This is a genomic window from Desulfobaculum xiamenense (genome assembly GCF_011927665.1).
In the GTDB taxonomy this organism is placed as follows: domain Bacteria; phylum Desulfobacterota; class Desulfovibrionia; order Desulfovibrionales; family Desulfovibrionaceae; genus Desulfobaculum; species Desulfobaculum xiamenense.
In genome coordinates, this window is sequence record NZ_JAATJA010000002.1 from 293,291 (window position 1) to 319,697 (window position 26,407).

Annotated in this window: 26 protein-coding genes; 10 read left to right on the forward strand and 16 right to left on the reverse strand. The window is 64.0% G+C overall.

Annotated elements, in window-relative coordinates; all coding sequences use genetic code 11:
• Positions 1 to 10: 10 nt before the first annotated feature.
• Genes atpF through GGQ74_RS09250 form a run of 6 tightly spaced genes read left to right on the forward strand, consistent with a single transcriptional unit; the run spans position 11 to position 5,426 of the window.
• Entirely contained in the window at positions 11 to 589 is a 579-nt protein-coding gene (gene atpF / locus GGQ74_RS09225) for a F0F1 ATP synthase subunit B (protein WP_167941272.1), read from the forward strand.
• Complete coding sequence (gene atpH / locus GGQ74_RS09230; RefSeq protein WP_167941273.1) at positions 586 to 1,137, forward strand: ATP synthase F1 subunit delta; 552 nt, start codon at positions 586 to 588, stop codon at positions 1,135 to 1,137. The genes atpF and atpH overlap by 4 nt, the downstream gene beginning before the upstream one ends.
• A gap of 4 nt (positions 1,138 to 1,141) precedes the next feature.
• On the forward strand, positions 1,142 to 2,650 hold the full coding sequence (gene atpA / locus GGQ74_RS09235) for a F0F1 ATP synthase subunit alpha (protein ID WP_167941274.1): 1,509 nt from the start codon (positions 1,142 to 1,144) through the stop codon (positions 2,648 to 2,650).
• Positions 2,651 to 2,667: 17 nt separating this feature from the next.
• A complete protein-coding gene (locus GGQ74_RS09240; RefSeq protein ID WP_167941275.1) occupies positions 2,668 to 3,543 on the forward strand; it encodes a F0F1 ATP synthase subunit gamma in 876 nt (291 codons plus the stop codon).
• A gap of 18 nt (positions 3,544 to 3,561) precedes the next feature.
• Entirely contained in the window at positions 3,562 to 4,974 is a 1,413-nt protein-coding gene (gene atpD / locus GGQ74_RS09245; protein WP_167941276.1) for a F0F1 ATP synthase subunit beta, read from the forward strand.
• A gap of 23 nt (positions 4,975 to 4,997) precedes the next feature.
• Entirely contained in the window at positions 4,998 to 5,426 is a 429-nt protein-coding gene (locus GGQ74_RS09250) for a F0F1 ATP synthase subunit epsilon (protein ID WP_167941277.1), read from the forward strand.
• A gap of 613 nt (positions 5,427 to 6,039) precedes the next feature.
• Here GGQ74_RS09250 and GGQ74_RS09255 read toward each other — a convergent pair.
• From GGQ74_RS09255 to GGQ74_RS09295, 9 genes are all read right to left on the reverse strand, one after another.
• Positions 6,040 to 6,444 (reverse strand): rhodanese-like domain-containing protein, encoded by a 405-nt coding sequence (locus GGQ74_RS09255; RefSeq protein ID WP_245168224.1) that lies wholly within the window; start codon positions 6,442 to 6,444, stop codon positions 6,040 to 6,042.
• A 364-nt stretch (positions 6,445 to 6,808) separates the two neighbouring features.
• The gene (locus GGQ74_RS09260) at positions 6,809 to 7,657 is read right to left on the reverse strand and encodes a UbiA-like polyprenyltransferase (RefSeq protein WP_167941278.1); all 849 of its coding nucleotides are present in this window, start codon (positions 7,655 to 7,657) and stop codon (positions 6,809 to 6,811) included.
• A gap of 162 nt (positions 7,658 to 7,819) precedes the next feature.
• Positions 7,820 to 9,076: a tyrosine--tRNA ligase gene (tyrS, locus tag GGQ74_RS09265; RefSeq protein ID WP_167941279.1), complete on the reverse strand. Its 1,257-nt coding sequence runs from the start codon at positions 9,074 to 9,076 to the stop codon at positions 7,820 to 7,822.
• Positions 9,077 to 9,636: 560 nt separating this feature from the next.
• Positions 9,637 to 10,032, reverse strand: coding sequence for a secondary thiamine-phosphate synthase enzyme YjbQ (locus GGQ74_RS09270; protein ID WP_167941280.1), 396 nt, complete (start codon positions 10,030 to 10,032; stop codon positions 9,637 to 9,639).
• Positions 10,033 to 10,423: 391 nt separating this feature from the next.
• Positions 10,424 to 11,092 (reverse strand): (d)CMP kinase, encoded by a 669-nt coding sequence (cmk, locus tag GGQ74_RS09275; protein ID WP_167941281.1) that lies wholly within the window; start codon positions 11,090 to 11,092, stop codon positions 10,424 to 10,426.
• Positions 11,085 to 12,203, reverse strand: coding sequence for a histidinol-phosphate transaminase (gene hisC / locus GGQ74_RS09280; RefSeq protein WP_167941282.1), 1,119 nt, complete (start codon positions 12,201 to 12,203; stop codon positions 11,085 to 11,087). Before hisC ends, cmk begins: the two co-directional genes overlap by 8 nt.
• 158 nt (positions 12,204 to 12,361) lie before the next feature.
• Complete coding sequence (locus GGQ74_RS09285; RefSeq protein WP_167941283.1) at positions 12,362 to 12,805, reverse strand: universal stress protein; 444 nt, start codon at positions 12,803 to 12,805, stop codon at positions 12,362 to 12,364.
• A 34-nt stretch (positions 12,806 to 12,839) separates the two neighbouring features.
• Positions 12,840 to 13,286: a universal stress protein gene (locus GGQ74_RS09290; RefSeq protein WP_167941284.1), complete on the reverse strand. Its 447-nt coding sequence runs from the start codon at positions 13,284 to 13,286 to the stop codon at positions 12,840 to 12,842.
• 65 nt (positions 13,287 to 13,351) lie between these two features.
• Positions 13,352 to 13,795: a universal stress protein gene (locus GGQ74_RS09295; protein ID WP_167941285.1), complete on the reverse strand. Its 444-nt coding sequence runs from the start codon at positions 13,793 to 13,795 to the stop codon at positions 13,352 to 13,354.
• Between the two features lie 355 nt (positions 13,796 to 14,150).
• On the opposite strand from GGQ74_RS09295, the gene GGQ74_RS09300 reads away from it, so the two are divergent.
• The gene (locus tag GGQ74_RS09300) at positions 14,151 to 14,639 is read left to right on the forward strand and encodes a hypothetical protein (RefSeq protein ID WP_167941286.1); all 489 of its coding nucleotides are present in this window, start codon (positions 14,151 to 14,153) and stop codon (positions 14,637 to 14,639) included.
• Positions 14,640 to 14,705: 66 nt separating this feature from the next.
• Here GGQ74_RS09300 and thpR read toward each other — a convergent pair whose 3' ends face one another.
• The 7 genes from thpR to GGQ74_RS09335 all read right to left on the reverse strand — a co-directional run bounded on the left by thpR (position 14,706) and on the right by GGQ74_RS09335 (position 22,825).
• A complete protein-coding gene (gene thpR, locus GGQ74_RS09305; RefSeq protein ID WP_167941287.1) occupies positions 14,706 to 15,269 on the reverse strand; it encodes an RNA 2',3'-cyclic phosphodiesterase in 564 nt (187 codons plus the stop codon).
• 223 nt (positions 15,270 to 15,492) lie between these two features.
• Positions 15,493 to 16,695 carry a nitrogenase component 1 gene (locus GGQ74_RS09310; RefSeq protein WP_167941288.1) on the reverse strand — a complete coding sequence of 401 codons (1,203 nt, stop codon included), beginning with the start codon at positions 16,693 to 16,695 and terminating at the stop codon, positions 15,493 to 15,495.
• 35 nt (positions 16,696 to 16,730) lie between these two features.
• Entirely contained in the window at positions 16,731 to 18,029 is a 1,299-nt protein-coding gene (locus tag GGQ74_RS09315; RefSeq protein ID WP_167941289.1) for a nitrogenase component 1, read from the reverse strand.
• Between the two features lie 25 nt (positions 18,030 to 18,054).
• The gene (locus GGQ74_RS09320) at positions 18,055 to 18,822 is read right to left on the reverse strand and encodes a nucleotide-binding protein (RefSeq protein WP_167941290.1); all 768 of its coding nucleotides are present in this window, start codon (positions 18,820 to 18,822) and stop codon (positions 18,055 to 18,057) included.
• The gene (gene hydE, locus GGQ74_RS09325; protein ID WP_209280143.1) at positions 18,819 to 19,829 is read right to left on the reverse strand and encodes a [FeFe] hydrogenase H-cluster radical SAM maturase HydE; all 1,011 of its coding nucleotides are present in this window, start codon (positions 19,827 to 19,829) and stop codon (positions 18,819 to 18,821) included. Before hydE ends, GGQ74_RS09320 begins: the two co-directional genes overlap by 4 nt.
• Before the next feature lie 26 nt (positions 19,830 to 19,855).
• The gene (locus GGQ74_RS09330; RefSeq protein ID WP_167941292.1) at positions 19,856 to 21,541 is read right to left on the reverse strand and encodes a nickel-dependent hydrogenase large subunit; all 1,686 of its coding nucleotides are present in this window, start codon (positions 21,539 to 21,541) and stop codon (positions 19,856 to 19,858) included.
• Positions 21,542 to 22,330: 789 nt separating this feature from the next.
• Positions 22,331 to 22,825, reverse strand: coding sequence for a CinA family protein (locus GGQ74_RS09335; protein ID WP_167941293.1), 495 nt, complete (start codon positions 22,823 to 22,825; stop codon positions 22,331 to 22,333).
• Between the two features lie 193 nt (positions 22,826 to 23,018).
• Between GGQ74_RS09335 and GGQ74_RS09340 the strand changes: the two genes are divergently transcribed.
• From GGQ74_RS09340 to GGQ74_RS09350, 3 genes are all read left to right on the forward strand, one after another.
• Positions 23,019 to 23,870 carry a DNA polymerase III subunit delta' gene (locus tag GGQ74_RS09340; RefSeq protein ID WP_167941294.1) on the forward strand — a complete coding sequence of 284 codons (852 nt, stop codon included), beginning with the start codon at positions 23,019 to 23,021 and terminating at the stop codon, positions 23,868 to 23,870.
• A gap of 206 nt (positions 23,871 to 24,076) precedes the next feature.
• Positions 24,077 to 24,478 carry a cytochrome c3 family protein gene (locus GGQ74_RS09345; protein ID WP_167941295.1) on the forward strand — a complete coding sequence of 134 codons (402 nt, stop codon included), beginning with the start codon at positions 24,077 to 24,079 and terminating at the stop codon, positions 24,476 to 24,478.
• A gap of 72 nt (positions 24,479 to 24,550) precedes the next feature.
• On the forward strand, positions 24,551 to 26,245 hold the full coding sequence (locus tag GGQ74_RS09350; protein WP_167941296.1) for a hypothetical protein: 1,695 nt from the start codon (positions 24,551 to 24,553) through the stop codon (positions 26,243 to 26,245).
• Positions 26,246 to 26,407 lie beyond the last annotated feature (162 nt).

Genomic DNA, 26,407 nt, shown 5'->3' on the forward strand with positions numbered 1-26,407 from the left:
GGGTTTCGCGTTGAAAGGGCTTAAACGAATCGTGCCGGCTCTGCTGCTCGTACTGGCAGTGGCATCGGTCGCTTATGCGTCCGAGGCCGGCGGCGCGCACGGCGGACACGGGCTGAACTGGAAGGACTTCCTGCTCCGTGTCGTCAACTTCGTCATCTTCATCGGCATTATCTACAAGTTTGCCGGAAAGAAGATCGCCGAACTCTTCGTCGGGCGCCGCAAGCAGATCGAGACCCAGCTGGCCGACTTGGCCGACCGTCGCGAAGAGGCCGAGAAGAAGCTGGCTGAGGTCGAGAAGAACATCGCCAACATCGAGCAGGAGCGCGAGGCCATCCTGGCTGAGTTCCGTGCGCAGGGCGAGTCGCTCAAGGCATCCATCATCGAGGCTGCAAAGCTGAATGCCGAGAAGATCACCGCCCAGGTCAAGCTCACTGCCGAGCAGGAGCGCCGCGCAGCCATCCAGTCTGTGCGCGCCGAAGTGGCGGAGCTGGTTGTCGAGGCTGCTGAAAGGCTCCTGACGGAGAAGCTCTCCGCCACCGAGCACAACAAGCTCGTCGACGACTCATTAAAGAAGGTGGTGCTCAATTGATTGCCAATATCGTAGCACGCAGATACGCCCGGGCGCTGTTCACCATTGGACAGCAGAAGGGCGCCTCCGAAATCGAGACGTACGGCAAGGACCTGGCTGGATTCAGTGCCGTGCTGGAGAGCAACCCGGATCTTCTTCGGATCTTCCGGAACCCCATCTTCAGCATCGACGAGAAGAAAGCCATCGTGGAGAAGATTCTGTCTAAGCTGGATCCCAATCCCACCGTCAGGAACTTCCTGTTCCTGCTGGCAGACAAGGGACGCCTGTCCATCCTGCCGGATATCGAAGCCTACTTTGGTGTTCTGCTGGACGATGCCCGCGGTGTCGTTCGTGGTGAACTGGTCACCGCGACGCCCCTCGAGCAGGCCCGGCAGGACGAGGTTCTCAAGCAGCTTGCCGAGCAGCTGGGCAAGGAGCTGGTGCTGGACTTCGCCACCGATGCCGGAATCCTCGGTGGCGTGGTGCTCAAGGTAGGAGACAAGATTTTGGATGCTAGCTTGCGCGCTCAGCTTCACGGTATGAAAGAACAGATCAAAAGGGGTGAGTAGGGCCATGCAGATCAAGGCTGAAGAAATCAGTAAAATCATTGAGGATTCGATTCAAAATTACGAATCCAAGGTGGAGATGACCGAAACCGGTACGGTCCTCTACGTGGGCGACGGCATCGCCCGCGTCCACGGCGTGGAGAACGTCATGGCCATGGAGCTGCTGGAGTTCCCCGGCGGCCTCAAGGGCATGACGCTCAACCTCGAAGAGGACAACGTCGGTGTCGCTCTCCTCGGTGACGACACGGGCATCAAGGAAGGCGACCCGGTCAAGCGTACCGGCGAGATCTTCTCCGTGCCGGTCGGCGATGCGGTTATGGGCCGCGTCATCAACCCCCTTGGCCAGCCCATCGACGGTCTTGGACCGATCGACGCCAAGGAGACCCGTCCCGTCGAGCTGAAGGCTCCCGGCATCATCGCTCGTAAGTCCGTTCACGAGCCGATGTACACCGGCCTGAAGGCCATCGACGCCATGACCCCCATCGGCCGTGGTCAGCGCGAGCTGATCATTGGCGACCGTCAGACCGGCAAGACCGCCGTCTGCATCGACGCCATCCTGGCCCAGAAGAATTCCGATGTGCACTGCATCTACGTTGCCATCGGCCAGAAGAAGGCCTCCGTTGCCCTCGTGGCCGACGTGCTGCGCAAGCACGGTGCCCTGGAGTACACCACCATCATCTCGGCCACCGCGTCCGAGCCCGCTCCGCTGCAGTTCATCGCTGCCTACGCCGGTGCGACCATGGGTGAGTACTACCGCGACAACGGCAAGCACTGCCTCATCATCTACGATGATCTTTCCAAGCAGGCTACCGCTTACCGCCAGATGTCCCTGCTGCTCCGCCGTCCTCCGGGACGTGAGGCTTTCCCCGGCGACGTCTTCTACCTGCACTCCCGTCTGCTCGAGCGTGCGGCGAAGGTCAACGACAGCCTCGGCGCCGGTTCCATGACCGCACTGCCCATCATCGAGACCCAGGCAGGCGACGTGTCCGCGTACATCCCGACCAACGTTATTTCCATCACCGACGGTCAGGTGTACCTGGAGCCTAACCTCTTCAACGCTGGCGTGCGTCCGGCCATTAACGTCGGCCTCTCGGTCTCCCGAGTTGGCGGCGCGGCCCAGATCAAGGCCATGAAGCAGGTTGCCGGTACCATGCGTCTGGAAATGGCTCAGTACCGCGAACTGGCTGCCTTCGCGCAGTTCGGTTCCGACCTCGACAAGGCCACTCAGCAGAAGCTGAACCGTGGTGCCCGCCTGGTCGAGCTGCTCAAGCAGCCCCAGTACAAGCCCCAGCCGGTTGAAGAGCAGGTTTCCGCCATGTTCATGGCGACCCGCGGCTTCATGGACGATGTCCCGGTCGCAGCCATCCGGAAGTGCGAGACGGAATTCATCGACTTCCTGCGCAATTCCAAGGCCGACATCCTCGAAGGCATCCGGACCAAGAAGGTCATCGACGACGAGATCGACGGCAAGCTTCGTTCCGCCATCGCTGAGTTTAAGAAGAGCTTCCAGGCTTAACTTGAGGAGGTAACGACATGCCTTCGCTCAAGGATGTCCAATTGAAGATCGTCGGGGTCAAGAAGACCAAGCAGATCACCAAGGCCATGAACATGGTGGCCTCGGCAAAGATGCGTAGCGCCCAGGATCGAATCGAGCGCTTCCGCCCTTACGCCGACAAGTTCTATGAGATGCTTGGCGACCTCGCGACCGGAGCGGATGCCGAAGCGCATCCCCTCCTTGAGGTCCGCGAGGAGATTAAGACCTCGGCCATCGTTCTGGTCACCTCCGACCGCGGTCTGTGCGGCAGCTTCAACGCGAACCTCATCAAGATGGCTTCGAAGCTGGCTGCCCAGAAGACCGCCGAGGGAAAGACGGTCAAGTTCTACTGCATCGGCAAGAAGGGTCGCGATTTCTTCAGGAAGACCTCCTACGAGATCGCACTCGGACTCGGCGATGCCATGGGACACTATGACTTCTCCCTCGCCAACAAGGTCGGCATGGAGATCATTGGCGGCTATCTGTCCGGCGAGCTGGACGAGGTGACGGTTGTCTACGGTCAGTTCATCAACATGGCGAAGCAGGAGCCTGTGGCTCTGAACGTGCTCCCCATCACCCCGGGCGAGGCCGAAGAGGCCGAAGTCGGAGCCGGTGCGGAATACGTCTACGAGCCCGCAGTGGAAGGCCTTCTGGCCGAACTGCTCCCCCGCTTCATCAAGGTGCAGCTCTACCGCGGCATGCTCGACACGTCCGCGTCCGAGCACGCAGCGCGAATGGCCGCCATGGACAACGCCACCAAGGCCTGCGACGACATGGTCGGATCCCTGACGCTCATCTTCAACAAGACCCGTCAGGCCGCCATCACCACCGAGCTTATGGATATCGTCGGCGGCGCAGAAGCGCTGAATGGATAAGAAGGGGGCATTATTGCTATGAGTGCTAACGGTAAAATCGTTCAGGTTATCGGCGCCGTTGTCGACGTCGAATTTCCCGCGGGTCAGTTGCCCAATATCCTGACCGCGCTTGACATCACGAACCCCAACAATACCGATGCGCCGAATCTGGTGGTCGAAGTCTCCCAGCATCTGGGTGACAACGTCTGCCGCTGCATCGCCATGGACGCCACTGAAGGCCTCCAGCGCGGCATGGCCGTCGTCAACACTGGCAAGCCCATCGCGGTGCCGGTTGGCAAGGCTTCTCTCGGCCGCATCATGAACGTCGTGGGTCGTCCCGTGGACGAACTCGGCGAGATCAAGGCCGTCAAGGAACTGCCCATTCACAGGGCTGCTCCGGCCTTCACCGAGCAGAGCACCAAGATTGAGCTGCTCGAAACCGGCATCAAGGTCGTCGACCTGCTCATCCCCTTCCCCAAGGGCGGCAAGATGGGCCTCTTCGGCGGCGCAGGCGTCGGCAAGACCGTTATTCTCATGGAGATGATCAACAACATCGCCAAGCAGCACGGCGGCATCTCCGTGTTCGCCGGTGTTGGTGAGCGTACCCGTGAGGGCAACGACCTCTACCACGAAATGAAGGACGCTGGCGTTCTGGAGAAAGCCGCTCTGGTCTACGGCCAGATGAACGAGCCTCCGGGAGCCCGTGCCCGCGTCGCACTGACCGCTCTGACCTGTGCAGAGTACTTCCGCGACGAGGAAGGACAGGACGTGCTCCTGTTCATCGATAACATCTTCCGGTTCACGCAGGCCGGTTCCGAGGTGTCCGCACTCCTCGGCCGCATGCCTTCCGCCGTGGGTTACCAGCCCACCCTGGGTACCGACCTCGGTGCCCTGCAGGAACGCATCACCTCGACCGTGAAGGGTTCCATCACCTCGGTTCAGGCGGTCTACGTCCCTGCTGACGACTTGACCGACCCGGCCCCGGCGACGACCTTCTCGCATCTTGACGGTACGCTGGTTCTGTCCCGTCAGATCGCCGAGCTCGGCATCTACCCCGCGGTGGATCCGCTTGACTCCACTTCCCGCATCCTGGACCCCCACGTCCTCGGTGAGGAGCACTACGTGACCGCTCGCGAAGTGCAGCAGATTCTGCAGAAGTACAAGGATCTCGGCGACATCATCGCGATTCTGGGCATGGACGAACTGTCCGACGAGGACAAGCTCACCGTTGCCCGTGCGCGTAAGATCCAGCGCTTCCTGTCTCAGCCGTTCCACGTCGCCGAAGTGTTTACCGGCACTCCCGGCGAGTACGTTAAGCTGGAGGATACCATTCGCGCCTTCCGCGAGATTCTCGATGGCAAACACGACGACATGAATGAAAATGATTTCTACATGGTCGGCGGCATCGAGATGGCTCTCGCCAAGGCCGAGGCGCGTCAGGCCCAGGCCTAAGTCCTGGTTAACAGGAGGAAGCTATGGCCAGATCGTTGCACTTGGAGATCGTCACCCCGGACCGGCTCGTCCTGAGCAAGGAAGTGGAATACGTGGGTGCCCCCGGTTTCGAGGGCGAATTCGGTATCATGCCGAACCACATCCCTTTCCTGTCGGCCCTGAGGGTGGGGAGTCTGTACTACAAGGACGGCGGTAAGACGTTCTACGTCTTCGTCGCCGGAGGCTTCGCAGAAGTCTCCAACAACAAGGTAACCATCCTTGCCGAGGTGGCTGAAATCGCCGCCGAGATCGACGTCGAGCGTGCCCGCGTGGCCCGCGAACGCGCCGAGCAGCGCCTTGCGCAGCGGCAGGAGAAAATCGACTATGCGCGGGTTCAGGCTTCCCTGGCTCGCTCCCTGGCCCGCATTTCCTGCCGTGACCGCGCCACCGCGGCCGGCACCTGCGAAATGTAGCCAAACGGCATAGTCCCTATCGCCCCTATGAGAAGGCGGACCGTCACCGACGGTCCGCCTTCCTTTTTTCCCTTCGCCCCAATCGTCTCGCGTCCCCACGTCGTCGTGGCCGACGGTGTCGTTCCCTGCCACATGCAAGCCGATAGCTCCGCTGGCCAAGGGGCCGCTGGCCCCCTGGACCCCCGATCTGCGATTGGCCGCCTGCCCTTGGCAGACCGTACGGCTTTACGCGACGAAGCCCTAGTGAGGATTGTCAAGGGGGTCACCCCCTTGACCGGGTCCGGGGCAGCGCCCCGGTCGCCGAAGGCCACACCCGCGTAGCGCGTAGCGCGTTGCCGTGTCGCCGCACCGTGTCGTCGCCTTGGCCGACGGTGTCGTTCCCTGCCAGATGCAAGCCGTAGGCTCCGCCAGCCAAGGGGCCGCTGGCCCCCTGGACCCCCGATCTGCGATGGGCCGTCTGCCCTTGGCGTACCGTACGGCTTTGCGCGACGAAGCCCTAGTTGGGATTCTCAAGGGCCCACGGTCCTTGAGCGGGTCCGGGGCAGCGCCCCGGTCGCCGAAGGCCTCGCCCGCGCAGCGGCCACGCCCCGCGCCGCCCGCATCGGGTGCGGCCCTACGGTTCTGCGCTTCTGACCGATTCGCCACCGAAGAGCTTCCAGCCGACCATCCCCCATGTCAGATTCGAAACCGTACCCAGCCCTGCTTTGCGCAGCCGCCATGCCATGATGGGCGAGCGGTGCCCGGTCATGCAGATGACCACAGTATCGCGGCCCTTCCAGTCCATGAGCTGCTCCGGGGTGGGCAGTTGCGGAGCCGGGACGTTCACGGCGTCGTGTATATGAAATATGGCGAATTCCTGCGGTGTCCTGACGTCGAGGAGTACGGGCGGTTCCCCACGTTGGGCGAGGAGCCGTTTCAAGGCCCATGGCGGGCGCTGTGCGATGCCGAAAGCCGCCACGCCGACGTCCCATGCCAGCCAAGCAACGACAAGCGCGAGAAGCGCGAATTTCATAGTCATCGGGTTCCTCCGTTCGGCGACATGATTAAGACTTTTCACTGCCGACAGCATCCTGTGCACAATACCAATTCCGGCGAACCGTGGACAGTGTAAGAAGCAATTTGGTCCCGTTGTCGTTGATTTGGGTGCGGATGGCCTGTGGATAACATTGGCGTGTTCCGCTGGGTGGCGTTGCTGGCTGGGGCGCGTCGAGCGTCGCTTTTGGGGAGCGTTGCGCAGGGCATTGAACGTGTGCGTTTCGCGTGGTCCTGACAGGGCAGAAGCTGGGCATCCCTGTGTGCCACCGACCTGCGGGCAAAACGAAAGCGGCCGCCGGAAGTGTCCGGTGGCCGCTTGATGGTGGCTTTATGTGGTGGGCGGGGCTCTACAGGTAGAGGCCCAGCAGCACGCCCACGAAGAGGAAGACGGCAATCACGCCGTTGAGGGTGAAGAAGGCGAGATTGACGCGGCTCATGTCGTCGGCCTTGATGAGGGTGTGCTCGTAGACGAGGATTCCCGCCACCACGGCCCAGACGGGGTAGTACCACGCGCCTGCGCCCGCGGCCCATCCGGCGAGGCCGAAAAGGATGGCTGTCACCACGTGGCCGAAGGTGCTCAGCGCCAGCGCAGTGGGGATGCCAAGGCTGGCAGGTGCGGAGTGCAAGCCGTTTTCGCGGTCGAACTCCACGTCCTGACAGGAGTAGAGGATGTCGAAGCCCGCGACCCAGAAGGTCACGCCGAAGAAGAAGAGCACGGCGGGTAGGGTGAAGGTTGGCTCGTATGCCAGCCAGCCCGCGAGCGGGGCGAGGCCGAGCACGCTGCCCAGCCAGTAGTGGCAGAGCATGGAGAAGCGCTTGAGGTAGCTGTAGCCGCCGGCCACGAAGAGCGCCACGGGCGACAGTGCGAGGCACAGGGTGTTCAGCCCGGCGCAGGCCAGCACGAACACGGCGGCGGTTCCGGCAAGGAATGCCCACGTCTCGCGCACGGTGATTTCGCCGGTGACGAGGGGGCGGTTCTGCGTGCGTGGGTTTTTCGCGTCGTACTTGAGGTCCGCGAGGCGGTTGAAGGCCATGGCGAAGGATCGCACCGCCACCATGGCGAGGGTCAGCAGCAGGAAGACGCGCAGGCCGGGCCAGCCGCCCGCCGCCAGGAAGACGCCGATGTAGGCGAAGGGAAGGGCGAAGACCGAGTGCTCGATCTTCACCATCCTGCACAGTGCGAGAAACTTGTCCATGGATGCCTCCGAAAGGTGTTGAATGCCGGGCGTGGTGTCGCGCGTTGCGATTGCGTTCTTGATGCGTGCCATGTGGCGCGCCGGGCCGCCCGGTCCGGGCCCGGAATGTGCGGGCCGAAAGTGAACAAGCCCGCCATCCGGAGACGGCGGGCTTGCGTGTAACTATTTCAGTACCACGAGTCCGTAGTGCTTCTTGCCCTTTCTGATGAGCAGCACCTCACCGTGGAGGAAGTCCGCTGGCTGCGGCGTGTGGACCATGTCCGTCACCTGCTCGCCGTTGACGCGGACCGCACCGGCCTGAATGTCCTTCTTGGCCTGTCCCTTGGACTTGATCAGCCCGAGGTCCACCAGCATGTCTGCCAGCTGAGGCAGGGCGTCGGCGGCGTATTCCACGCTGGGCGCGGACTGCATGGCGGCGCGCAGTGTCGCGATGTCGACGGTGGCGATATCGCCGCCGCCGAAGAGCACATCCACCGCGCCGAGAATCTTGTCCAACTCCTCGCGGCCGTGGACCATGATCGTCATTTCCTCGGCCAGCGCCTTCTGGGCTTCACGCAGGTGCGGAGCCTCTTCCATGCGCTGTACGAGGGCCTTGATTTCGTCTTCGGTCTTGAAGGTGAAGAACTTGAGCAGGCGTTCCACGTCACGGTCATCGGCGTTGATCCAGAACTGGTAGAACTCCCACGGGGAGGTCATGGTCGGATCAAGGTAGATGGCACCCTTCTCGGACTTGCCGAACTTTGCGCCGCTGGCCGTGGTCAGCAGCGGGAAGGTCAGGGCGAAGGCCTCGCCGCTGGACTTCTTGCGGATGAGCTCCGTGCCAGCGGTGATGTTGCCCCACTGGTCGGAACCGCCGATCTGGAGCTTGCAGTCGCGCGTCCTGAACAGGTGCTCGTAGTCCAGCGACTGGAGAATCATGTAGCTGAATTCGGTGTAGGAGATGCCCACCTCGTCGCGCACGATGCGCTGACGCACGGATTCCTTGCGCATCATCTCGTTCACCGTGAAGTGCTTGCCGATGTCGCGCAGGAAGTCGATGGGGTTCATCTGCTTGATCCAGTCGTAGTTGTTCAGCACGGGGGTGTCGTCGCCGAACAGACGGTGGACCTGCTTGCGGATGCAGTCGATGTTGTTGTCGATGATGCTGTAGTCGAGCAGCTGGCGTTCCTGATCCTTGCCGCTGGGGTCGCCGATGCGGCCCGTCGCGCCGCCCATGAGCGCCATGGGGGTGTGGCCAGCCTTCTTGAAGCGCAAAAGCGCCAGAAGGGGCACCATGTTGCCCACGTGCAGGCTCTTGGCCGAGGGGTCAAAGCCGCAGTAGAGCGTGCGGCCGGAAGTTTCGAAGTACTCGCGCAGCTTCGCTTCGTCGGTGGTCTGGAAAATGAGGCCGCGCCATTTGAGTTCGTCGATGATGTTCATCGTGGTCATCCTGTATATGTTGTGCCCCTGTGGGCCGGTGAAAAGACGTGTGGATGGAAACGGGGGAGGGGGACGCTTAAAATGCCCGGCGCTGGTCCCGGTGAATGCGCCGGGCTAGCAATACAGGCTGAGCGTATACAGGTGCCCGAGAAGGGCGGAGGCAAATGCACGGCGAGGCCGCGACGATGCCGCGGCTGGAAAAGTGAATCGGTGGTGGGCGTGAATTCTGGTCGTCATCATGCTTTTCCTGAATGTCTTGGATGCGAGGAATGGGTTGTATCCCGTGGCGCGGGTGGAGTCAAATGCAAGAGGCATTGCGTTTGAGACAGGCCCGCTGCGCGGGGCAGGGCCTCCGGCGGCCGGGCTCTGCCCGGACCCGGTCAAGGGGGTGACCCTCTTGACAATCCTCACTAGGGCTTTGTCGCGCAAAGCCGCACGGTGTGCCTAGGGCACCCACGGTTATCGCAAATCGGGGTTCCAAGGGGCCAGCGGCCCCTTGGCCGGCGGAGCCTACGGCTTGCATGTGGCAATGAACGATACGGCTCGGCCATGGTTTGGCGTCAGCCCTGTAGCCACTGCATCCACAGCGAGCGCGTGCGAGGGCCGTCGAATTCACAGAAGTAGACGCCCTGCCACGTGCCGAGCTGAAGTCGTCCGCCGTCCACGATGAGGGTGAGTCCGGGGCCGAAGAGGCTGGTCTTGATGTGGGCGTCGGAGTTGCCCTCTGCGTGGCGGTAGTCGCCCCGGTGCGGCACCAGCCCGCGCATGCCCACCACGATGTCCCTCGCGACGTCCGGGTCCGCCGCCTCGTTCACCGTGAGCGCGCCCGTGGTGTGCGGGCACCACAGAACAACGGCACCGTTGTCCCAGCCGCGTTCGCGGATGCGCTCGTTGAGCGCGGACGTGACGTTGACCAGCTCCTCTCGCATATGCGTGACGATCGTCATTTTTTCCACAGCAACACTCCTGTTGTTCACAGCCGGTCATCGTTTAAATTCGTATTTACGGCGCAAAATGACGATTTGCAGCGCCAGCCCAAGGTGGCAAGGTGCCCATCAAGGAGCCGTGGATGGACGTTGTCGTTCGCGGCCCGGTGCAAGACGCGGCCTCCGGCGGCCAAGGGAGCGCGGCTCCCTTGGATCCCCGAATAGGCGATGGACCGCGTCCCTATTGCGAACGCTTCGGCTTTGCCACTGTCCCCATATCGGGGGTCCAGGGGGCCAGCGGCCCCTTGGCCAGCGGAGCTATCGGCTTGCATCTCGCAGTGAACGATACGGCCCGGTCATGCGAGGACCTGCTATGGTGCCGTGAACGATACGCCTCGCCCACGGCCTCAAGGCCGCCGCGCTAGGCGGCGGCCCGGACGGCGGCGAGGATGGCCTCGAAGACCTGATCGATGTCGAGGCTGGAGGTATCGATGACGACGGCGTCGTCTGCGGGGCGCAGCGGGGCGACGGGGCGATTTCGGTCGCGGTCGTCGCGCTGGCGGATCTGTTCGGCCAGTTCGGCGAGGTCGGCCTCGCGGCCCATGTCGCGCAGTTGGTGGTAGCGGCGTTCGGCGCGAACCTCGGGCGTGGCGTCGAGGAAGATCTTGCAGGTGGCGTGGGGGAAGACCACGGTGCCCATGTCGCGCCCCTCGACGACGAGGGACGTTCCGCTGCCGATGGCCTGCTGGGCCGTGCACTGGAATTCGCGGACGAGGGGAAGCGTGGCGATGCGCGAGGCCATGGTGCCGACGTCCTCGGTGCGGATTTCGTCGCCGATGATGCGCCCGTTGACGCGCAGGACGGACTTTTCGCCGCAGCCAGAGAGCTCGAAGCGCAGGGACTGGAGGCGGGCGACGAGCTCGGAATCCGCGAGGTCGGACGCGCCGGGGCCGAGTTCCAGCGCGGTGGTGCGGAACATGGCCCCGGTGTCGAGGTAGGCCACGCCGAGGGCCTGTGCGGTCCTGCGGGCGAGGGTGGTTTTGCCGACGCCTGCGGGGCCGTCGATGGTGACGATGAGCGGATTAGGCATTGGCGATGAACTCCCGAACGGCGCGGATGAATTCGCGGTTCTCCTCGCCGTCGCCCACGGTGATGCGCACGGAGCGCGGCAGGCTGTAGCTGCCGAGGGGGCGGATGATGATGCCGCGCCGCAGGAGGCCTTCCACGAGGGCGGAGGCGTCGAAGGGCGCGTCGGCGGGCATGTCCACGAGGATGAAGTTGGCGTGGGAGGGGTGGACGCGAAAGCCCATGGATTCGAGTTCGGTGCGCAGATAGCTGCGGCCTTCGCAGACGGCGGTGCGGGTGGCACAGACGAAGTCCCGGTCCGCGAGCGCGGCGATGCCTGCGATTTCGGCCAGCACGTTGACGGAGAAGGGCAGCTTCACGCGGCGACAGTAGTCGCCAAGCCACTCGGGCAATACGCCGTAGCCAAGGCGCAGCCCGGCGAGGCCGTACATCTTGGAAAAGGTGCGCAGAAAGGCGACGTTGGGGAATTCATCGCGCCGGGAAAGAAGCGAGTGGGCGTCCTGATCCTCCACGAAATCCATGTAGGCTTCGTCGATGACGAGCAGACACTGCGGGGGCAGACGCCTAGCGAGGGCTTCGAGTTCGGCGGCGGTGGGCGCGTATCCGGACGGATTGTCCGGGGTGGTCACGAAGCACAGGGCGGTGTTCTCGTCGGCGAGGGCGAGGAGGTCGTCCCACGGGAAGGAGAAGTCCGCATTGAGCGGGGCCTGCCGGAATTCCACGCCGCACAGCTTGGACTGGAGCCTGTAGAGGGAGAAGCTCGGCTTGAAGGCGATGACGTTGTCCACGCCGGGGCGCGCCTTGACGCGCACGATGAGGTCGATGACTTCGTCGGAGCCGTTGCCGGTGACGATGGCCCCTTCGGGTACGCCCAGATGTTCGGCGATGGCGCGGTTGAGGCGCGGGGTTCCCGCCTGCGCGTAGCGGAAGGCCAGTGCGGCGTTCTCGGCCAGCGCCTGCTGCACGACGGGGGAGGTGCCAAGCGGGTTTTCGTTGCTGGCGAGCTTGATGACGCGGCCGAGGCCGTAGCGCTCCCTGATTTCCTCAATGGCCAGCCCGGGGCTGTACGGCTCGAAATCCGGCACCTGCGGCCGGACGGTCTTCTGAAGATCCATGACGTGTGCCTCGCGATTGTGTGTGCGGACGCGAATGCGCCGAACGGATGACGGCGGTGGATGTTCCACCATGAGGCGGAGATGAGAATGGAATCCGGCGGGAAAGTCAACTCGGGGAAATGCGGGCCGCCGGATGGACGGCCCGCCGGGATTGCGGCCTAGGAGCGGGGACGCACCGTGAATACGGGGCACGGCGCGGACTTGACGACCTTCTCGGCCACGGAGCCGAAGATGATGCGGTTGAGCCCGGTGCGTCCGTGGGAGCCGATGACGATGATGTCGCAGTCGAAGTCGCGGGCGGCGTGGAGGATTTCGTCCGAGGGGTAGCCGGTGGTTACGTGGCTTCGGGCGGAGACGTCCTTGAAGTGGCGGGACATGAATTCTTCCATGCTCTTGCGAGCGCCTTCGGCGATGTCGCCCACGAGGGCGTTGAGCTTGCTGGCGGGGACGTCGAAGCCCGCATAGTGTTCGAGGGTGGGGGCGGCGTAGAAGACGACGACCTCGGCGGTCATGCACTTGGCGAGGGTTTCGGCGTATTCGGCCACCTTCTCGCTGTGCTCGGAAAAATCGACGGCGCAGAGAATCCTGTTGACCTGAATCATCACGCTCCTCCTGTGGTGTTCTCCCCGGCCCGCGTCAGACGGCGCGTGGCCGTACGGTCAGTACGGGGCAGAAGGAGCTTCGCACGACCTTTTCGGCCACGGAGCCGAAGATGATGCGGTCGACGCCCTGCCGCCCGTGGGTGCCGATGACGATGAGATCGGCACTCATGTTCCTTGCCTCGCCCAGTATCTCCTGGGCCGGATAGCCCGCGGTGACGCGGGGGGTGACCTTCATGCCGGGAAAGCGCTCGGCCACGAAGGCGCGCATGCGTTCGGCCGCGCCCTTCATGATGCCGCCGACGAGATCCTCGATGTGGGTCAGGGGGACGTCGAAGCTGAGATACTGGTCGAAGGAGGGGGCGGCGTAGAGGACGGTGAGTTCAGCGCCGGTGGATTTGGCGAGGGCGAGGGCGTAGTCGGCCACGATGGGGCTGTGTTCCGAGAAATCTATGGCACAGAGGATTCTGCGGATCGTTGGCATGTGCGCCTCCGGTGTGTCCGGACCGTCGGCGCGGGGCCGACGGTCCGGATGCTTCATCCGGTCTGTCAGCTCTGGGGACGGATGGTCAGGACCGGGCAGGCCGAGCCCTTGACCACCTTCTCGGCCACGGAACCGAAGAGTATGCGGTCGATACCCTTGCGGCCATGCGTGCCGATGACGATCATGTCCACCTTTTCGTTGTGTGCCGTTTCGAGGATTTCCTCGGCGGCGTATCCGGTGGCGACCCTTCCGGTCACGGATACGTCGGTGAAGTTCTCGTCGATGAAGGTGTCCATGGTCATTTCGGCCCCGGACACGATCTCCCCGACGAAATTCTCGATGCTCGACGGCGGGACGTGAAATCCTACATACTGGTTGAGGGACGGTGCGACGTAGAGAACGATGATCTCCGCATTCATGCACTTTGCGAGGGCCTGGGCATATGAGGCAACGCTCGGGCTGTAATCGGAAAAGTCGACGGCGCACAGAATCCTGTTCACTTGAACCATGTCATTCCTCCGGTTGGTGCTTGCGCCCACAAGCCGCTACGGGCTGTCCTCCCTTTACGGGTACGATGGAGAAACCAATTGGCAAATCAGGATGTTCACACAATACAAGTAACCGCACGAAGGCTTGTTAGACAAGGAGTTTTTTATCCAGTATGTTGTCGGACATGGGCTGGCTGGGCGACTTGAGCGAGTCTGCCTCGCGGCGCGGCGGTTTCTCCACCGGGCCATGCGCGGGGAAAAAAATGCCGAGGGCCCAGCGGCGAAGTCCTTTAAAATCAGTATGTTGCGAATGCGTTCCTCGTTGGCAAGCTATTTGCTTCACACGTGGAAACACCATACGGGATAGGAGTGTGCCATGAAAATCCGTCCTGATCAGATCAAGGCCTATGAGCAGGAACAGGCCAAGCAGAAGCGCGTCCATGGGGACGACGAGGAGTTCGGCCGCCTGCTCGCCGGCGAGATCGGGAAGAGTGGGGAAGCGTCCAAGACGCGGGGCGCGGTTCCCACACCTCCCCTGTCCGGTCTGCTGACCGGCCAGATTCTCGCGGCGCAGGGCGCAAACCGGTCCGGTGAATCCGCGCAGACGGGGCGAGAAGCCATGGAGAAGTTGGAAACCGTTCTGGACGAATGGGAAAATTATGCCGAAAATCTCGGCTCCGCCAGCACCAACCTGCGTCAGGCCGAGGGAACCCTTCGGGGCATCGAGAACGGCATTGCCGGTATCCGCGAGAAGTGGCCCGGCCTCGCCAAGGACAATCCCGGCATGAACGCCCTCGTCGACGAAGTGGAGATTATGGCCGTCACGGAACGCATCAAGCTCAACCGGGGCGACTACATCGAATAGCGCCCGATAGCGACGGTCCATCGGACGGACACCGTCGCGCCACGAACCAACGCCGAAGCCAGCGGGTCACACGGATGTGGCCCGATATTCGGAGAGCGCCGCATAGCGGGGGCCGCCGGGCGTCAGACGGCTCCGCCACAGTACGAAACGGTCCACGGTCACCGTGGGCCATTCCATTTTCCCGAACTCCGAAAGCATATCACTCCACGGATCGCGTCCGGCATCCTTCACCCGGCACACGGTGAGATGCGGCGAGAATCCGCGTGCCTCCGGCGTAAAGCCCACGGGCGTGAGCGCCTCTTCCACGGCCCGCGCCAATCCGGCGAGTTCCTCGCCGCCTTGCGCCACGCCGACCCAGACCACGCGCGGCGTTCCCTTTGGGGGAAACGTTCCGCACCCACCAGCACGAAATTCGAAGGCGTCGAAACGTACGCCAGACAGCGCGTGACGCACCTGCGGCACGTGGTCTTCCGCCACGTCGCCCAGAAAGCGCAGCGTCACGTGCCAGTTGCCCGGCCGCGTCCAACTGGTGCGGGAGGAAAGCCGCCCGCGCCACTGCGCCATGCGTTCCAACTGTTTCTGGTAGTCCTCGGGAAGTGGGATGCCAACGAAGGCCCGAATGGTCGTCATGTCGATTCCTCCAGCCGCTGCGGCATGCCGAATCGGTGGTGGGGGAGGCGGGAGAGGAGGCGGCTACCGGCGCGCGGCGATGGCCCATTGTTGCCGATTTTCTTTGGGATGTCTTCCCACGGCGCTCTTTTCCCGGCATGGCGGTCGCGCCGTGGATGCGGATGCCTCGGGCTTCGCAGGCCGTCATGGTCTGCGAAGCCCGAGGTGTGTTTGATGGATAGGGCTACGCGGGGAGAACGGCGGCGAGATACTCGTATCCGGCGTCCACGGCGTATTCGTACGGCATGTCCCAGTGGATGCGCGCACTCATGGCGATGTGCGGCAGCGGGATGAAGGTCGCGGAGCCTTCCAGCAGTGCCTGATAGCAGGGGTCGGCCACCACGAGATCGACGTCCGCCTCGTTCATGAGCGCCGCGATGGTCCGTTCGTCGTCCGTGTCCCGGTCATGGGGACCGCGCTCTGCCAGCAGGCCCACGCGGCCCGGAGACTCCCGGAAGATCGGATCGCTCGGCGTGACGGAGATCACGTCCACGCGGGGAACGCCGAAGTCGTTTCGCAGGCAGTGTTGCAGACCGTAGCCGAGCACAGGTTCGCCGATGACCAGCGCGCGTTTGCATGACGTCGCGCGTTGGGGAGTGGACGCGGGGACGGTCTGCGAGCCGCGCAGCATGGCCAGAAAGGCGTCGCGCGCCGAAAGGCCCACGGGCATGCCCGTCACGTACGGGATGCCGTACTCGGTGAACATGCGCTCGGCGAGGTCCAGACCGCTTGTGGAGACCACGGCGTTGATGGCCGCGCCCGGAGCCTGCCGCACGCCTTCGAGGGGGTCCGTCCGGTCGTGGCGGGGCGCGGAGAATACGCCCACCAGTTCGTGCCCGTCATTCTCGATGGCCTGAAGCAGCGGCTCCAGATGGTTTTCGCGACCCGTGGAGAGGTGGATGGCTCCGAGGACGTTGACGCCCCGTTCCCGCCGGGGGGCGGCCGGATCCATGAACGTGTCGGCCAGCGCGAGGAAGGCCTTGGACGCTCCCTCGGGATAGGGCTCGGAACCGGCGGTGGGGACCATGAAGACCGGCATGCCGGTGCGGGCCTGGATGGTCCGCGCGAAGCCCTTGAGGTCCGTGCCGATGATCTCCGAGATGGGCGTTCCAGAAAGGGCAACGAAGCGGCGATTCAGGCCCTTGGCCGTCTTCACGATGTTGTCGATGAACTTGTCGTCGTTGCCGAGGATGACGTCCATCTCCAGCAGGCCCGCGCCCACGACCGTGGCCGGGCCGCGATACCAGCGCGGCTCGTCCTCGATGTTGATGTGCCATGCTCCCCCGGCCGGACCGTAGATCACCACGAGGCCCTCGAAATCGTAGAGGGCGGAGCTGACTCCGAAGTAGCCGGTGGCGAGGGGCAGAAGGCGATGATATTCCTTCATGTGAAATCCTTGTGTCTTGCGGTGTGCCGTTATCCTCAGATGAGGAAGTTGCGGCCGTAGATCCACTCGTAGTTGCTCACCGGATGCTCCAGCGCCTCGTGGGTCTGTTCGAGCATCCAGAGCGTGGCCTCGTAGCCGTACTTCTGCTCCTGATAGCGCGAGAGGGGAACGTTCGCCGCGTTGACGCAGTAGATGCCAGCGTCCACGCCGTAGGCGAGTTCCACGTCGTCGAAGGATTCGGTCCTGCCGCACAGGGCGGGATGCGAGGCGTTGTAGACCATGATGTCCGGCTTGACCGCGCGCAGTCGCTCCACGAGCTCCCACTCGTAGGGCTTGATGGTGCCGCGGGCGAAGATCGTGTCCACGCTCAGCCCGTTCTGGACCAGAAATAGCGCCAGTTCGAAGGGGCTGCCGTTGATGCTGCATCCCACGGCGGTCTTTTTGCCGCGCAGATCGGCGAGCAGCGGCTCGGCGGCCCGGCGGGCTTCCTGCTCCCGGTCATCGATGGGCAGCGCTCGTCCGATGGCCTCGGAGATCAGACCGTACTGTTCCCTGATGGTTGAGAAGCCGTAGGAGGTGGGCGCGAAGCAACTGGGGATGCCCATTTCCTGCTCCATCTTTCCGCACAGGCCGTTGGCGAGGGGATGCAGGACCACCGAAGCCCGCGCGTGGGCCATGCGGGAGAATTCCGCGAGATCACGGCACAGGGGAATCTGCACCACCGTCTCCATCCCGGCCTCGGTCAGCACCTGATACAGCTCCCCGGATTCGGAAAGCGGCATGAAGGTGCCAAGCAGGTTCACGACGCCGTCGTCGAGGCGGCGCGGCTCGTGCTTCAGGAATTCGAAGAACGAGGTGTAGGCCGAAGTGAAGGGCGATTCCTTGAGACCGATGGTGATGGGGGCCATGGCCCCGAGGATGATCCTCCTACCGGTCTTTTCCTCCAGCCGCCTGATGACGCCGGAGAAGTCGGTGCCCAGAATGTAGTCCGGGCAGCCCACGATGAGGAAGACCACTTTCTCGTCGCGCCGGGCGATGATATCGGCGACGCCTCGTTCCACCTTGTCCAGATGGTTGCCGAGGGTCATGTCCAGTTCGGACAGGCAGAGCATGTGGAAGCGGTCGGTGAAGCCACGGGCGTGGGCCATGAAGGCCGAGTGGCGCAGGCAGGCCGACGGTCCGGCCATGACGGCCACGGACTCGGGCAGCAGCAGGCAGGTTTCGATGACGCCCCATCCGGCAAGATTCGGCCCCACGCCCTCAAGGGGCGCGAAGGGAAAGTCGGGTTTCTTTCGCAGGTGCTCCAGCCTGATCCCCGCGTGATCCAAATCCATATGGTTCTCCTTGTTCGCCGTGCGTTCAGACGGCTTTTCGTTCAGCACCGAAGCCGACGATGGTTTTGGCGAGGTCGAAGAAGCGTTGCGAGGTGGGCAGCGTGCGGTCGCCCTCAACGATGGTCTTTCCTTCCTCTTCGAAGGTGTGGATGGCCCTGTCGCGGGGGATGATGCCGATGACGGACGTTCCCATCTCCTCGGCGAAGTCCGTGACGCGTTCCACTTCGTCGGCCATGTCGCGGCAGTTGAGGATCAGGCCGCCGAGCTGGGCGTAGTTGCGGTCCGCGAAGTTGCGCAGGGCCATGATGATGTTCTTCGCGGCCAGCAGGGCCATCTTCTCGCCAGAGGTGACGATGCACACCTTGTCCGCGAAGCCCTCGCGCATGGGCACGGCGATGCCGCCGCAGACGATGTCGGCGAGGATGTCATAGAGCACGACGTCCGGCTTGTAGGTCTCGTAGGCGCCCATTTCATCCAGAAGTTCGAAGGCGGTGAGCATGCCGCGGCCGAAGCAACCCACGCCGGGGGTGGGGCCGCCCACCTCCATGCAGGCCACGTTGCCGAAGCCCTGTCGGACCACGGCGTCCAGCCGGTCCGGGCGGCCGTTCTCCTGCATGTACTGCAGGATGGGCGGCGGGGGCGTGCCACCCAGAAGATTGATGGTGGAATCGGTCTTGGGATCGCAGCCGAGCTGCATGACCCTATATCCATCAAGTCCCAGCGCGGCCGAGATGCCCGACGTCACCGTGGACTTTCCGATGCCGCCCTTGCCGTAGATCGCAACCTTGATCAAAGCCGTTCTCCTTGCATTTTGAGTGAGTGTCCCTTTCCGTCGGCCACGGTCCGTCCGGCCCGGTGCACCACGCCGCGCGCCTCGTCCACGGAGACGTAGCGCTTGCGGGTGGTGATCTGGAATTCGTACTCGACCTTGTCGGCCTTGCTTTTCCGGAAGGGATTGCAGTTGGGCATGATGACGTTGGCGCCGCCGAGGGTCAGGGCGCGGTACTGTCCGTTGTCCGGGTCCAGCGTGGCCACGGTGTTGGCCGCGGCCATGTGCGTGTTGCCGGTCACGATGCGGGTGAGGGCGAAGACCCGGAGCATGAGTTCCTCGTCGGCGGTGGCCTCGTCCCGAAGCGGCGTCTGCGCGTGGGGGATGAAGGGGCCGATGTTGATCATGTCCGGCTGGAAGCTCTGGAAGAAGAGAATGTCGTCACAGAGGTCTTCGAGCGTCTGTCCCGGCAGGCCCACGATGTTGCCCACGCCGGTCTGGAAGCCCGTTTCCCGCAGTGTCTCGATGGTGCGCAGCCGGTCGTCGAGCTTGAGCCCGGAGCGCATGCGCGAATAGATCTGCGGATTCATGGTCTCGTGCTTCATGAGGTAGCGCTCTGCCCCGGCGGATCGGAGGGCGGCGAGGTCCTCGCGCGAGCGCTCGCCGAGGCTCAGGGTGATCGCCACGTCCGCCTTGTCCAGAATGCGCTCGATGATGGAGCAGAGCATGGCGCAGGTGTAGTGCGGATCCTCGCCCGACTGGAGCACCACGGTGTTTAGCCCGGCCTCGGCCACGGCCAGCGCGGTGTCCACGATCTGGTCTTCGTCCATCCGGAAGCGCTTGCACTGGGTGTTGTTCAGGGCCAGCCCGCAGTAGAGGTCGTTACGCTTGCAGTAGTTCGAGAAGTGGACGACGCCGCGCAGCTGCACCGCGTCCCCCACCTGCGCCCGGCGCACCTGATCGGCCTCGGCGAAGAGCGCCTGCTGATTGGCCTCGTCGCGCAGGGCGTCTAGAATGGTTTCTCGCTTCATGTTCCGGTTTCCTGTTGCAGATGATGTCATTTGGCGCTGACGGTGGTGATGTCGCCGGTGTCGGCGTTTTCGATGACCACCAGACAGGCGTTGCAGGGGTCCAGTTCGTGCACGGTGCGCAGGATTTCCAGCGGACGTTCGGGGCTGGACACCGGAGCGCCGAGAAGCGCCCGCTCCAGCGGGCCGCGTTGGCCCTGCGAATCGCGCGGGGAGAAATTCCACAGCGAGGGGATGAGATAGTCGTGGGCGGCGATGCGGCGCTCCTCCAGCCGGATGGTGTGGGTCAGTGTGCCGCGTGGCACTTCCACCACGCCCGTGCCAACCCCAGAGGACGGCAGGATTGGATCGTCGCACGCACGTGTGCCCTTCACGGCCGGGAGCGATTCCAGCTCGTCCAGCCAGCCCAGGGCGGCCTCGGCCAGAACGGCCGATTCCACGCCACGGGACAAAATCCGCCCGAGGGTGGAGTTGAGGGCCGCCGGGGTAAGACCGCAGGCGTCCATGGTGCGTTGCATCACGCGTTGCACGCCGTCCCGGTTGCTAGCCCACGCGCCCATGATGCGGGACAGGGCCCCCACCTCGCAGGCCTCTTCCCCGTGGCGCGGAACGGGCAGCCACGCGAAGGCACCCGTGTCCAGCCGGAAGAGCGGGCCGGGTTGGGAGGGCGTCAGGCGGTAGCGGTTGCGGTCCGGGAGGCTCCAGCGCGGGTAGTGCTCCTCGTGGACCGGGCCGAGGGCGGGGCCGCTGGTCCAGTGGTCGCTGCCGTCCCGTGCGGCGCTGGGCGGACAGACAAGCCCGCCGGGGAAGAAGGCCCCCGCCTCGGAGCGCGGCCCGTAGTCGTCGCCGCAGAGGAAGATGCTTCCGGCCCCCAGATTCGCGATATGCGCATAGGTCCGGGCCAGCAGTTCCAGATCGGGCAGGAAGGTCCGCGTCACGAAGTCGCGGCACTGGGCGAGCTGCTTGCGCAGTTCGCACCGCACGTCCGCGCAGAGGTCCAGATTTTCGGGCAGTCCGCCCACATGGTAGGCCTTGAATCCGTTCGGTCCGCAGTCCAGGAGCTTCAGGGCGGCGTTGATGGCTCCCTGCGCCGCGAGGGATTCCAATCCGTGCGCCCGAAGTGTCAGATGAAATTCCGGCGCACCCCTGTATTCGGGATGCTCGCGGCTTTCGCCGTCGCGCTTGGCGATGCCCTGCCCGTGGGCGAGGGCCTCCAGCCGCGTCTGCGCCTGACGGTAGTCCTGCGCCCGCAGGGGCGAGCGCGGGGCCAGTCGGGCGCAGTTCGCGGGATCGGCGCGCAGGGCGGCGGAAAGGCTCGCCCAGTCGTCCAGATGGAACTGGTAGACATGGAGCAGATGCTCCTGAACGCACCGCAGGCTCTGGACCAGCCCGCGCACGAGCTGTGCCTCGCGCGATGGTTCCATCCCGGCGAGATTCTCTATGGCCCGCACCGCGGCCAGCGCGTGGCCGTCGTTGCAGAGACAATGCGCTTGCTGGACGAAGCGGGCGTGGCCGCTGGCGTCCAGCTCGCCCTTCAGGATCACGCCCATGTTGCGCATCATCTTGCCGGTGCTCCAGGCCTCGACCACGCGGCCGCCCGTTAGACGGACGCGGATGACGAATGTGTTGCCCGGGCAGACGATTTCCTCGCGCGGTTCATATCCGCATGGGGCCTCGGCACGGCATTCTGCGGCTTCCCTGTATGCATGCATCATGAGATTCCAGTGGCTGGGATGCCCGGGGCGTGCGCAGTCCCGGCATCGGTGATGGATCGGTCTGTTGTGGCGACGCCGCCGCGATGGGCGCAGGCGGGCAGGGACGCACGCCGCAAGGGCGAGGAGGGACTGGTGCGGGGTGTGCAGAAGTGCGCAGTCCACCGCATGCTCCAAGGAGTGGGCATGGCGGGGCGATCCCGTAGGATGGCGTTGGTGGGCTGCATTTTGGCGCTCCCCCTCGGCAGGAGTCCCCCGGCGATGCCGAAGGATGGAGAAAGGGAACGCAGATGGCGCGCATGCGGGAAGAGTCAAGCGTCACTGCACGCTCCCCCTTGGGTTCAGTACATACCTTCCCGCAGGATGCGTTCATGAACACGAAATACGGCCATGCGAAGATAGAGCCGTTGGTGTTACTTGTCAAGCAAGTGGTAGCATGCAGTATCTAAAATTTTGAAAATGATATTCTGATTACCAATGCGTGCGCAACGAGCGTTATGTATCGCTGTGGATGCGGTCCGCATCATGCGTGAGTGGCGTATATTGCGTGCAGAAAAGCATTCTGAAGAGAGGTGTGACGGACGAAAATTGGCTAAAGGCGGGCAAAAAGAATCATACCGAAACGCTTCTTGATTGGACGGCGCGTGCACTGCATTGGCGGGCTTGGAAGGTGGTTCCCGAGACACGACGGTGGCCCGGACCTTTCGCGTCCGAGGGGGCGGGCATTTTATCCGGAGCCGTTGCGGGGCGGATGGGGGCCGCCGTCTGTGCCGGTTCGGCGGCTCCCGTGATTCAGCCGTGCGTCACGCGTTCCAGTAGTCCGGCGATGGCCTGCCGGGCCGTTGCGGCCTTGATGGCGTCGCGCCCGCCCTCGAAGTGGAAGACCTGCGCGTTACGCGCTCCATTCACGTTCCACGCCATCCAGACCGTGCCCACGGGCTTGTCCGGCGTGCCGCCGCCCGGTCCGGCAATGCCCGATACGGCCACGCCGCAGTGGGCCTTGACCAGTGGGCACAGCCCCTCGACCATGGCCAGCACGGTCTCGCGGCTTACGGCGCCGTGTGCGCGTAGCACGGCTTCGGGCACGCCCAGAAGTCCTGTCTTGACCTCGTTGGCATAGGCCACCACGCCGCCCAGAAACCACTCGGAACTGCCGGGGACGTTGGTTAGCAGGTGCGCCACCAGCCCGCCGGTGCAGGATTCCGCCGTAGAGGCGAACCAGCCGCGTTCGCGCAGCGCGTCGCCCAATCGTTCGATCATTTCGTTCATATCATCAGAGTGTTGCATTGTGCGATCTCCTCGGACAGGGATAGCAGCGAGCGGTTTGCCATACAACCCCGCTTGCGGTACACCCCGGGAATCCGGTCCGTCGCTGCGACGGCATCCGCCCGCAGGCGGTCCGGAAAACGAACGGCAACCAGCGCGGCGCGTTCCGATCAGCGTATCGGCTCGACGCCGCGAGACCCGGAGTCCACCCCACATGACCGACACCACCCGCACCCGGCGCATTCGCGACATCCTCGACCACCTCGTGCAGGACCCGCCACAGGTGCTGCTTCTGGAAGGCGGCTCCGTGGCCGAGCGGGTGGACATGGCCATGCACTGGGCCGCCCTGAACAACTGCGCCACGCGCTCGGCTTGTGGGCATTGCCACGCTTGCGTGCAGATCGCGCAGGGCGTCCACACGGACGTGAAGCTCCTCGACGGACGCGAGGGCAAGATCAAGATCGACGACATCCGCGAACTCAAGCCCCTGTTCGGTCAGCCGCCGCGCGGGGACGGCAGGCGCGTCGTCATCCTTGCCGAGGCGCAGGAGCTTATCGTGGCGGCGGCAAACGCGCTTTTGAAGACGCTTGAGGAACCGTGCCCCGGCACGCTGTTCGTGCTGCTCGCCCCGCAGCGCGAGCGCCTGTTGCCGACCCTCGTCTCCCGCAGTTGGGTGCTGACCATGCCATGGCCGCACGGTCTCGGCAGTGACGCCGAAACCGTCGACTGGCTGCGCACACTCGCCGGATTCGTCCAGAGCGGTTCCGGATGGTTCAAGCGCACCGGCACCAAGGGCGCGGTGACGCGCGATGTGGCGCTGTCCGTGGTGCTGGGGTGCAGGCGCGAACTGGCCGACGTGCTCTCGGGGCGTCAGGCCGCGAATCTTGGTCCGGTGCTCGGGCGCTTCGACCTCGCCACCCTCAAGACCTTCGAACTCGTTCTCGCCCATGCCGAGGACGCTCTCAATCTGCCGACTCCCGTCAACCCGGCAATGGTGCTCGATTGGCTGGCCACAAGAATCTATCGTCTCGCCAGACGCCCCCGGCCGCGAACCGTCGCGCGCTGATTTAGGAACACATCATCACGGAAAACGGACGGTTCCGCATTGCCACTGCTTGCGCCTTGGCCGGTGTGTGCTATCATCTGCACGCATGCCTTGGCGGCCGCCAGTTGGCGGCAATCCGGCGGCATCCCGCTTGACACCGGCTGCATGGTGCAATAGTGAGAACGATGTGAATACTTTACCATTACCTATGAGGAGGTAAACGCGAGATGAAGAAGATTCTTTCTCTGTGCGTGGTCTGCTTCGCCGTTGCGTGCTTCTGTGCGCTGCCGGTGCTGAACGCAGCCGACGCTCCTGCCGATGGCCTGAAAATGGCGAAGACCGCTAAGGCCGTCGTTTTCAACCACGGCACCCACAAGGATGCCAAGTGTCAGGATTGCCACCACAAGTGGGATGGCGCTTCCGCCATCAAGAAGTGCTCCGACGCGGGCTGCCACGACAACTTCGACAAGAAGGCCAAGGACGCAAGCTCCTACTACCAGGCCATGCACGCCAAGAAGGTCAAGGCCGCTGATTCTTGCATCAGCTGCCACCTTAAGGCTGCCGGTTCTGACAAGGACAAGAAGAAGCAGCTTACCGGCTGCAAGAAGTCCGCTTGCCATCCCGAATAAGGATGCAGTCCACGGAGGGGCCGCGCCGCGGCCCCTCCTTTTCCCAATGTTCACGGAAAACGAGGTAGAGCCATGGTCCCGGAAGACGGCAACAACGAGGACATCCTCGAACTTACCGACATCATCAAGAAGGGCGATCTCTCCGACGGCGGAGAAGGCTCGTCGGATGAGGACATGGACCTCAGCTTCGAGCAGGAGCTTGAAGAGCTGTTTTCCGATGACGAAAGCGGCGAGTCCGCCGACGTCCACGAGATAGACCTCTCCGACCTCGATGAGAACTTCGGTCTCGATGACGAGGAAACCGCCCCCGCCAGCGATTCCGAGGCCACGTCCGCAGACGTGCTCTCCGCTGCCGAAGATGCCGGGGACGATCTTGGTGATTTGGGTGACCTCGGTGATCTTGGTGATGTGGACGACCTCGATGCGCTCCTCGGTGAGGCCGAGGCCGAATTCGACGCGGCGCCCGACAAGGCCGCCGAGGCGCAGGAGGAAGACGAGGGCGACGACATCGACCTGAGTTCCCTCGACGACATCGCCGCCGCAGACCAGTCCGCCGCGCCCGAATCCGAAGGTGAGGACATCGATCTGAGCGGGCTTGACGACCTGCTCGACGGCCTCGAAGGCGGCGCGCCCAAGGCGAAGCCCGCCGCGCCCGTGCTTCCCGACGAGGAACAGATTTTCAAGGACGCCGAGGCGGATATGGATGACGCCCTGGCGGACCTTGGCGACCTCCCCGAAGACCTGCTGGCCGATCTCCCCGAGGATTTCGGAGCCGAGGCCGAGGAGACCGCCGCCGACCTGACCGAGGAGCTTCCCGAGCCAGACATGGGACTGCCCGAGCCAGACATGGAACTGCCCGAGCCAGACATGGAGCTTCCTGAACCGGACATGGAGCCTGAAGCCGCTCCTGCCGCCGAGGAAGCCGCCGCCATCGAAGATATTTCCGAGATGCCCGAAGAGGCACCCGAAGCCGAAGGCGCGGACGACCTTGGCGACCTCGGTGACTTGGGTGACCTCGGCGATCTGGCTGATCTTGCCGGTCTTGAGCTTCCCGAGGATGCCGACCTCGACAGCCTCGAATTCCCGGAGTCCTCGGATATTGATATGGAGGTCCCGGATTTCGACGTGACCGAGGCGGAACTGCCGCAGGAGGAATCCGAGGCGGCCGAGCCGTCCGCTCCCGTCGAGGAGATGCCCCTGCCGGATCTTGAGGAGCCGGAATCCGCCCCGCAGCCCGAGGAAATGGCACTGCCGGAGGAGATGGCGCTGCCCGAGGAGCCGGAAGCCGCCCAGGCCCCGGTGGCCGAGGAGCAGCCCCCCGCGGCCATGGTCCCGCCCTCGGTCCCGCAGGAAATTCTCGACGGTCTTGGCGAGCGCATTGCCGCCATTGAGACCGGCCTTGGCGCGCAGATCGACGAAAAGCTCGATGCGCGTTTCGCCGCCCTTGAGGAGCGCCTTGCGCAGACTCCCACCGAAGCTCCGGCTTCCGAAGCCCCGGCTATTACCGCCGAGGACCTCGATGAACTCAAGGCCGCCATGAAGGCCGAGTTGCAGGAGGAGTTGGCCACGACCCTCAAGCGTGCGCTGAGCGAAGAATTGGCCGATCTGCGCGAGGAATTGCGCGTGGCCATGACCGAAGCCCTCAGTGGCGAACTGCGCGCCTCCATCGTTGCGGACCTCGAAGGCCATATCGAGACGGCCCTTCCCGCCGCCGCCGCGCGCATCATCCGCGAGGAAATCGCCGCGCTGGCCAAGGAACTCGCCTAGTTCAGCATCCGCGTCGGTCCATGCGAATTAATCGAAAGGGCAGCCACTGGCTGCCCTTTTTTTGCGTAGTGGCGGGCCGTGTCGTTCATTGAGAGATGCAAGACGTAGGCTCCGCCGGCCAAGGGGCCGCTGGCCCCTTGGAACCCCGATTTGCGATAGGCC

Excerpts from the sequence above, each read along its gene's own strand:
- atpA (WP_167941274.1), top strand. The coding sequence starts at position 1,142 with ATGCAGATCAAGGCTGAAGAAATCAGTAAAATCATTGAGGATTCGATT.
- GGQ74_RS09240 (WP_167941275.1), top strand. The coding sequence starts at position 2,668 with ATGCCTTCGCTCAAGGATGTCCAATTGAAGATCGTCGGGGTCAAGAAG.
- atpD (WP_167941276.1), top strand. The coding sequence starts at position 3,562 with ATGAGTGCTAACGGTAAAATCGTTCAGGTTATCGGCGCCGTTGTCGAC.
- GGQ74_RS09250 (WP_167941277.1), top strand. The coding sequence starts at position 4,998 with ATGGCCAGATCGTTGCACTTGGAGATCGTCACCCCGGACCGGCTCGTC.
- GGQ74_RS09255 (WP_245168224.1), bottom strand. The coding sequence starts at position 6,444 with ATGACTATGAAATTCGCGCTTCTCGCGCTTGTCGTTGCTTGGCTGGCA.
- GGQ74_RS09260 (WP_167941278.1), bottom strand. The coding sequence starts at position 7,657 with ATGGACAAGTTTCTCGCACTGTGCAGGATGGTGAAGATCGAGCACTCG.
- tyrS (WP_167941279.1), bottom strand. The coding sequence starts at position 9,076 with ATGAACATCATCGACGAACTCAAATGGCGCGGCCTCATTTTCCAGACC.
- cmk (WP_167941281.1), bottom strand. The coding sequence starts at position 11,092 with ATGCCTAATCCGCTCATCGTCACCATCGACGGCCCCGCAGGCGTCGGC.
- hisC (WP_167941282.1), bottom strand. The coding sequence starts at position 12,203 with ATGGATCTTCAGAAGACCGTCCGGCCGCAGGTGCCGGATTTCGAGCCG.
- GGQ74_RS09285 (WP_167941283.1), bottom strand. The coding sequence starts at position 12,805 with ATGATTCAGGTCAACAGGATTCTCTGCGCCGTCGATTTTTCCGAGCAC.
- GGQ74_RS09290 (WP_167941284.1), bottom strand. The coding sequence starts at position 13,286 with ATGCCAACGATCCGCAGAATCCTCTGTGCCATAGATTTCTCGGAACAC.
- GGQ74_RS09295 (WP_167941285.1), bottom strand. The coding sequence starts at position 13,795 with ATGGTTCAAGTGAACAGGATTCTGTGCGCCGTCGACTTTTCCGATTAC.
- GGQ74_RS09300 (WP_167941286.1), top strand. The coding sequence starts at position 14,151 with ATGAAAATCCGTCCTGATCAGATCAAGGCCTATGAGCAGGAACAGGCC.
- thpR (WP_167941287.1), bottom strand. The coding sequence starts at position 15,269 with ATGACGACCATTCGGGCCTTCGTTGGCATCCCACTTCCCGAGGACTAC.
- GGQ74_RS09310 (WP_167941288.1), bottom strand. The coding sequence starts at position 16,695 with ATGAAGGAATATCATCGCCTTCTGCCCCTCGCCACCGGCTACTTCGGA.
- GGQ74_RS09315 (WP_167941289.1), bottom strand. The coding sequence starts at position 18,029 with ATGGATTTGGATCACGCGGGGATCAGGCTGGAGCACCTGCGAAAGAAA.
- hydE (WP_209280143.1), bottom strand. The coding sequence starts at position 19,829 with ATGAAGCGAGAAACCATTCTAGACGCCCTGCGCGACGAGGCCAATCAG.
- GGQ74_RS09330 (WP_167941292.1), bottom strand. The coding sequence starts at position 21,541 with ATGATGCATGCATACAGGGAAGCCGCAGAATGCCGTGCCGAGGCCCCA.
- GGQ74_RS09335 (WP_167941293.1), bottom strand. The coding sequence starts at position 22,825 with ATGCAACACTCTGATGATATGAACGAAATGATCGAACGATTGGGCGAC.
- GGQ74_RS09340 (WP_167941294.1), top strand. The coding sequence starts at position 23,019 with ATGACCGACACCACCCGCACCCGGCGCATTCGCGACATCCTCGACCAC.
- GGQ74_RS09345 (WP_167941295.1), top strand. The coding sequence starts at position 24,077 with ATGAAGAAGATTCTTTCTCTGTGCGTGGTCTGCTTCGCCGTTGCGTGC.
- GGQ74_RS09350 (WP_167941296.1), top strand. The coding sequence starts at position 24,551 with ATGGTCCCGGAAGACGGCAACAACGAGGACATCCTCGAACTTACCGAC.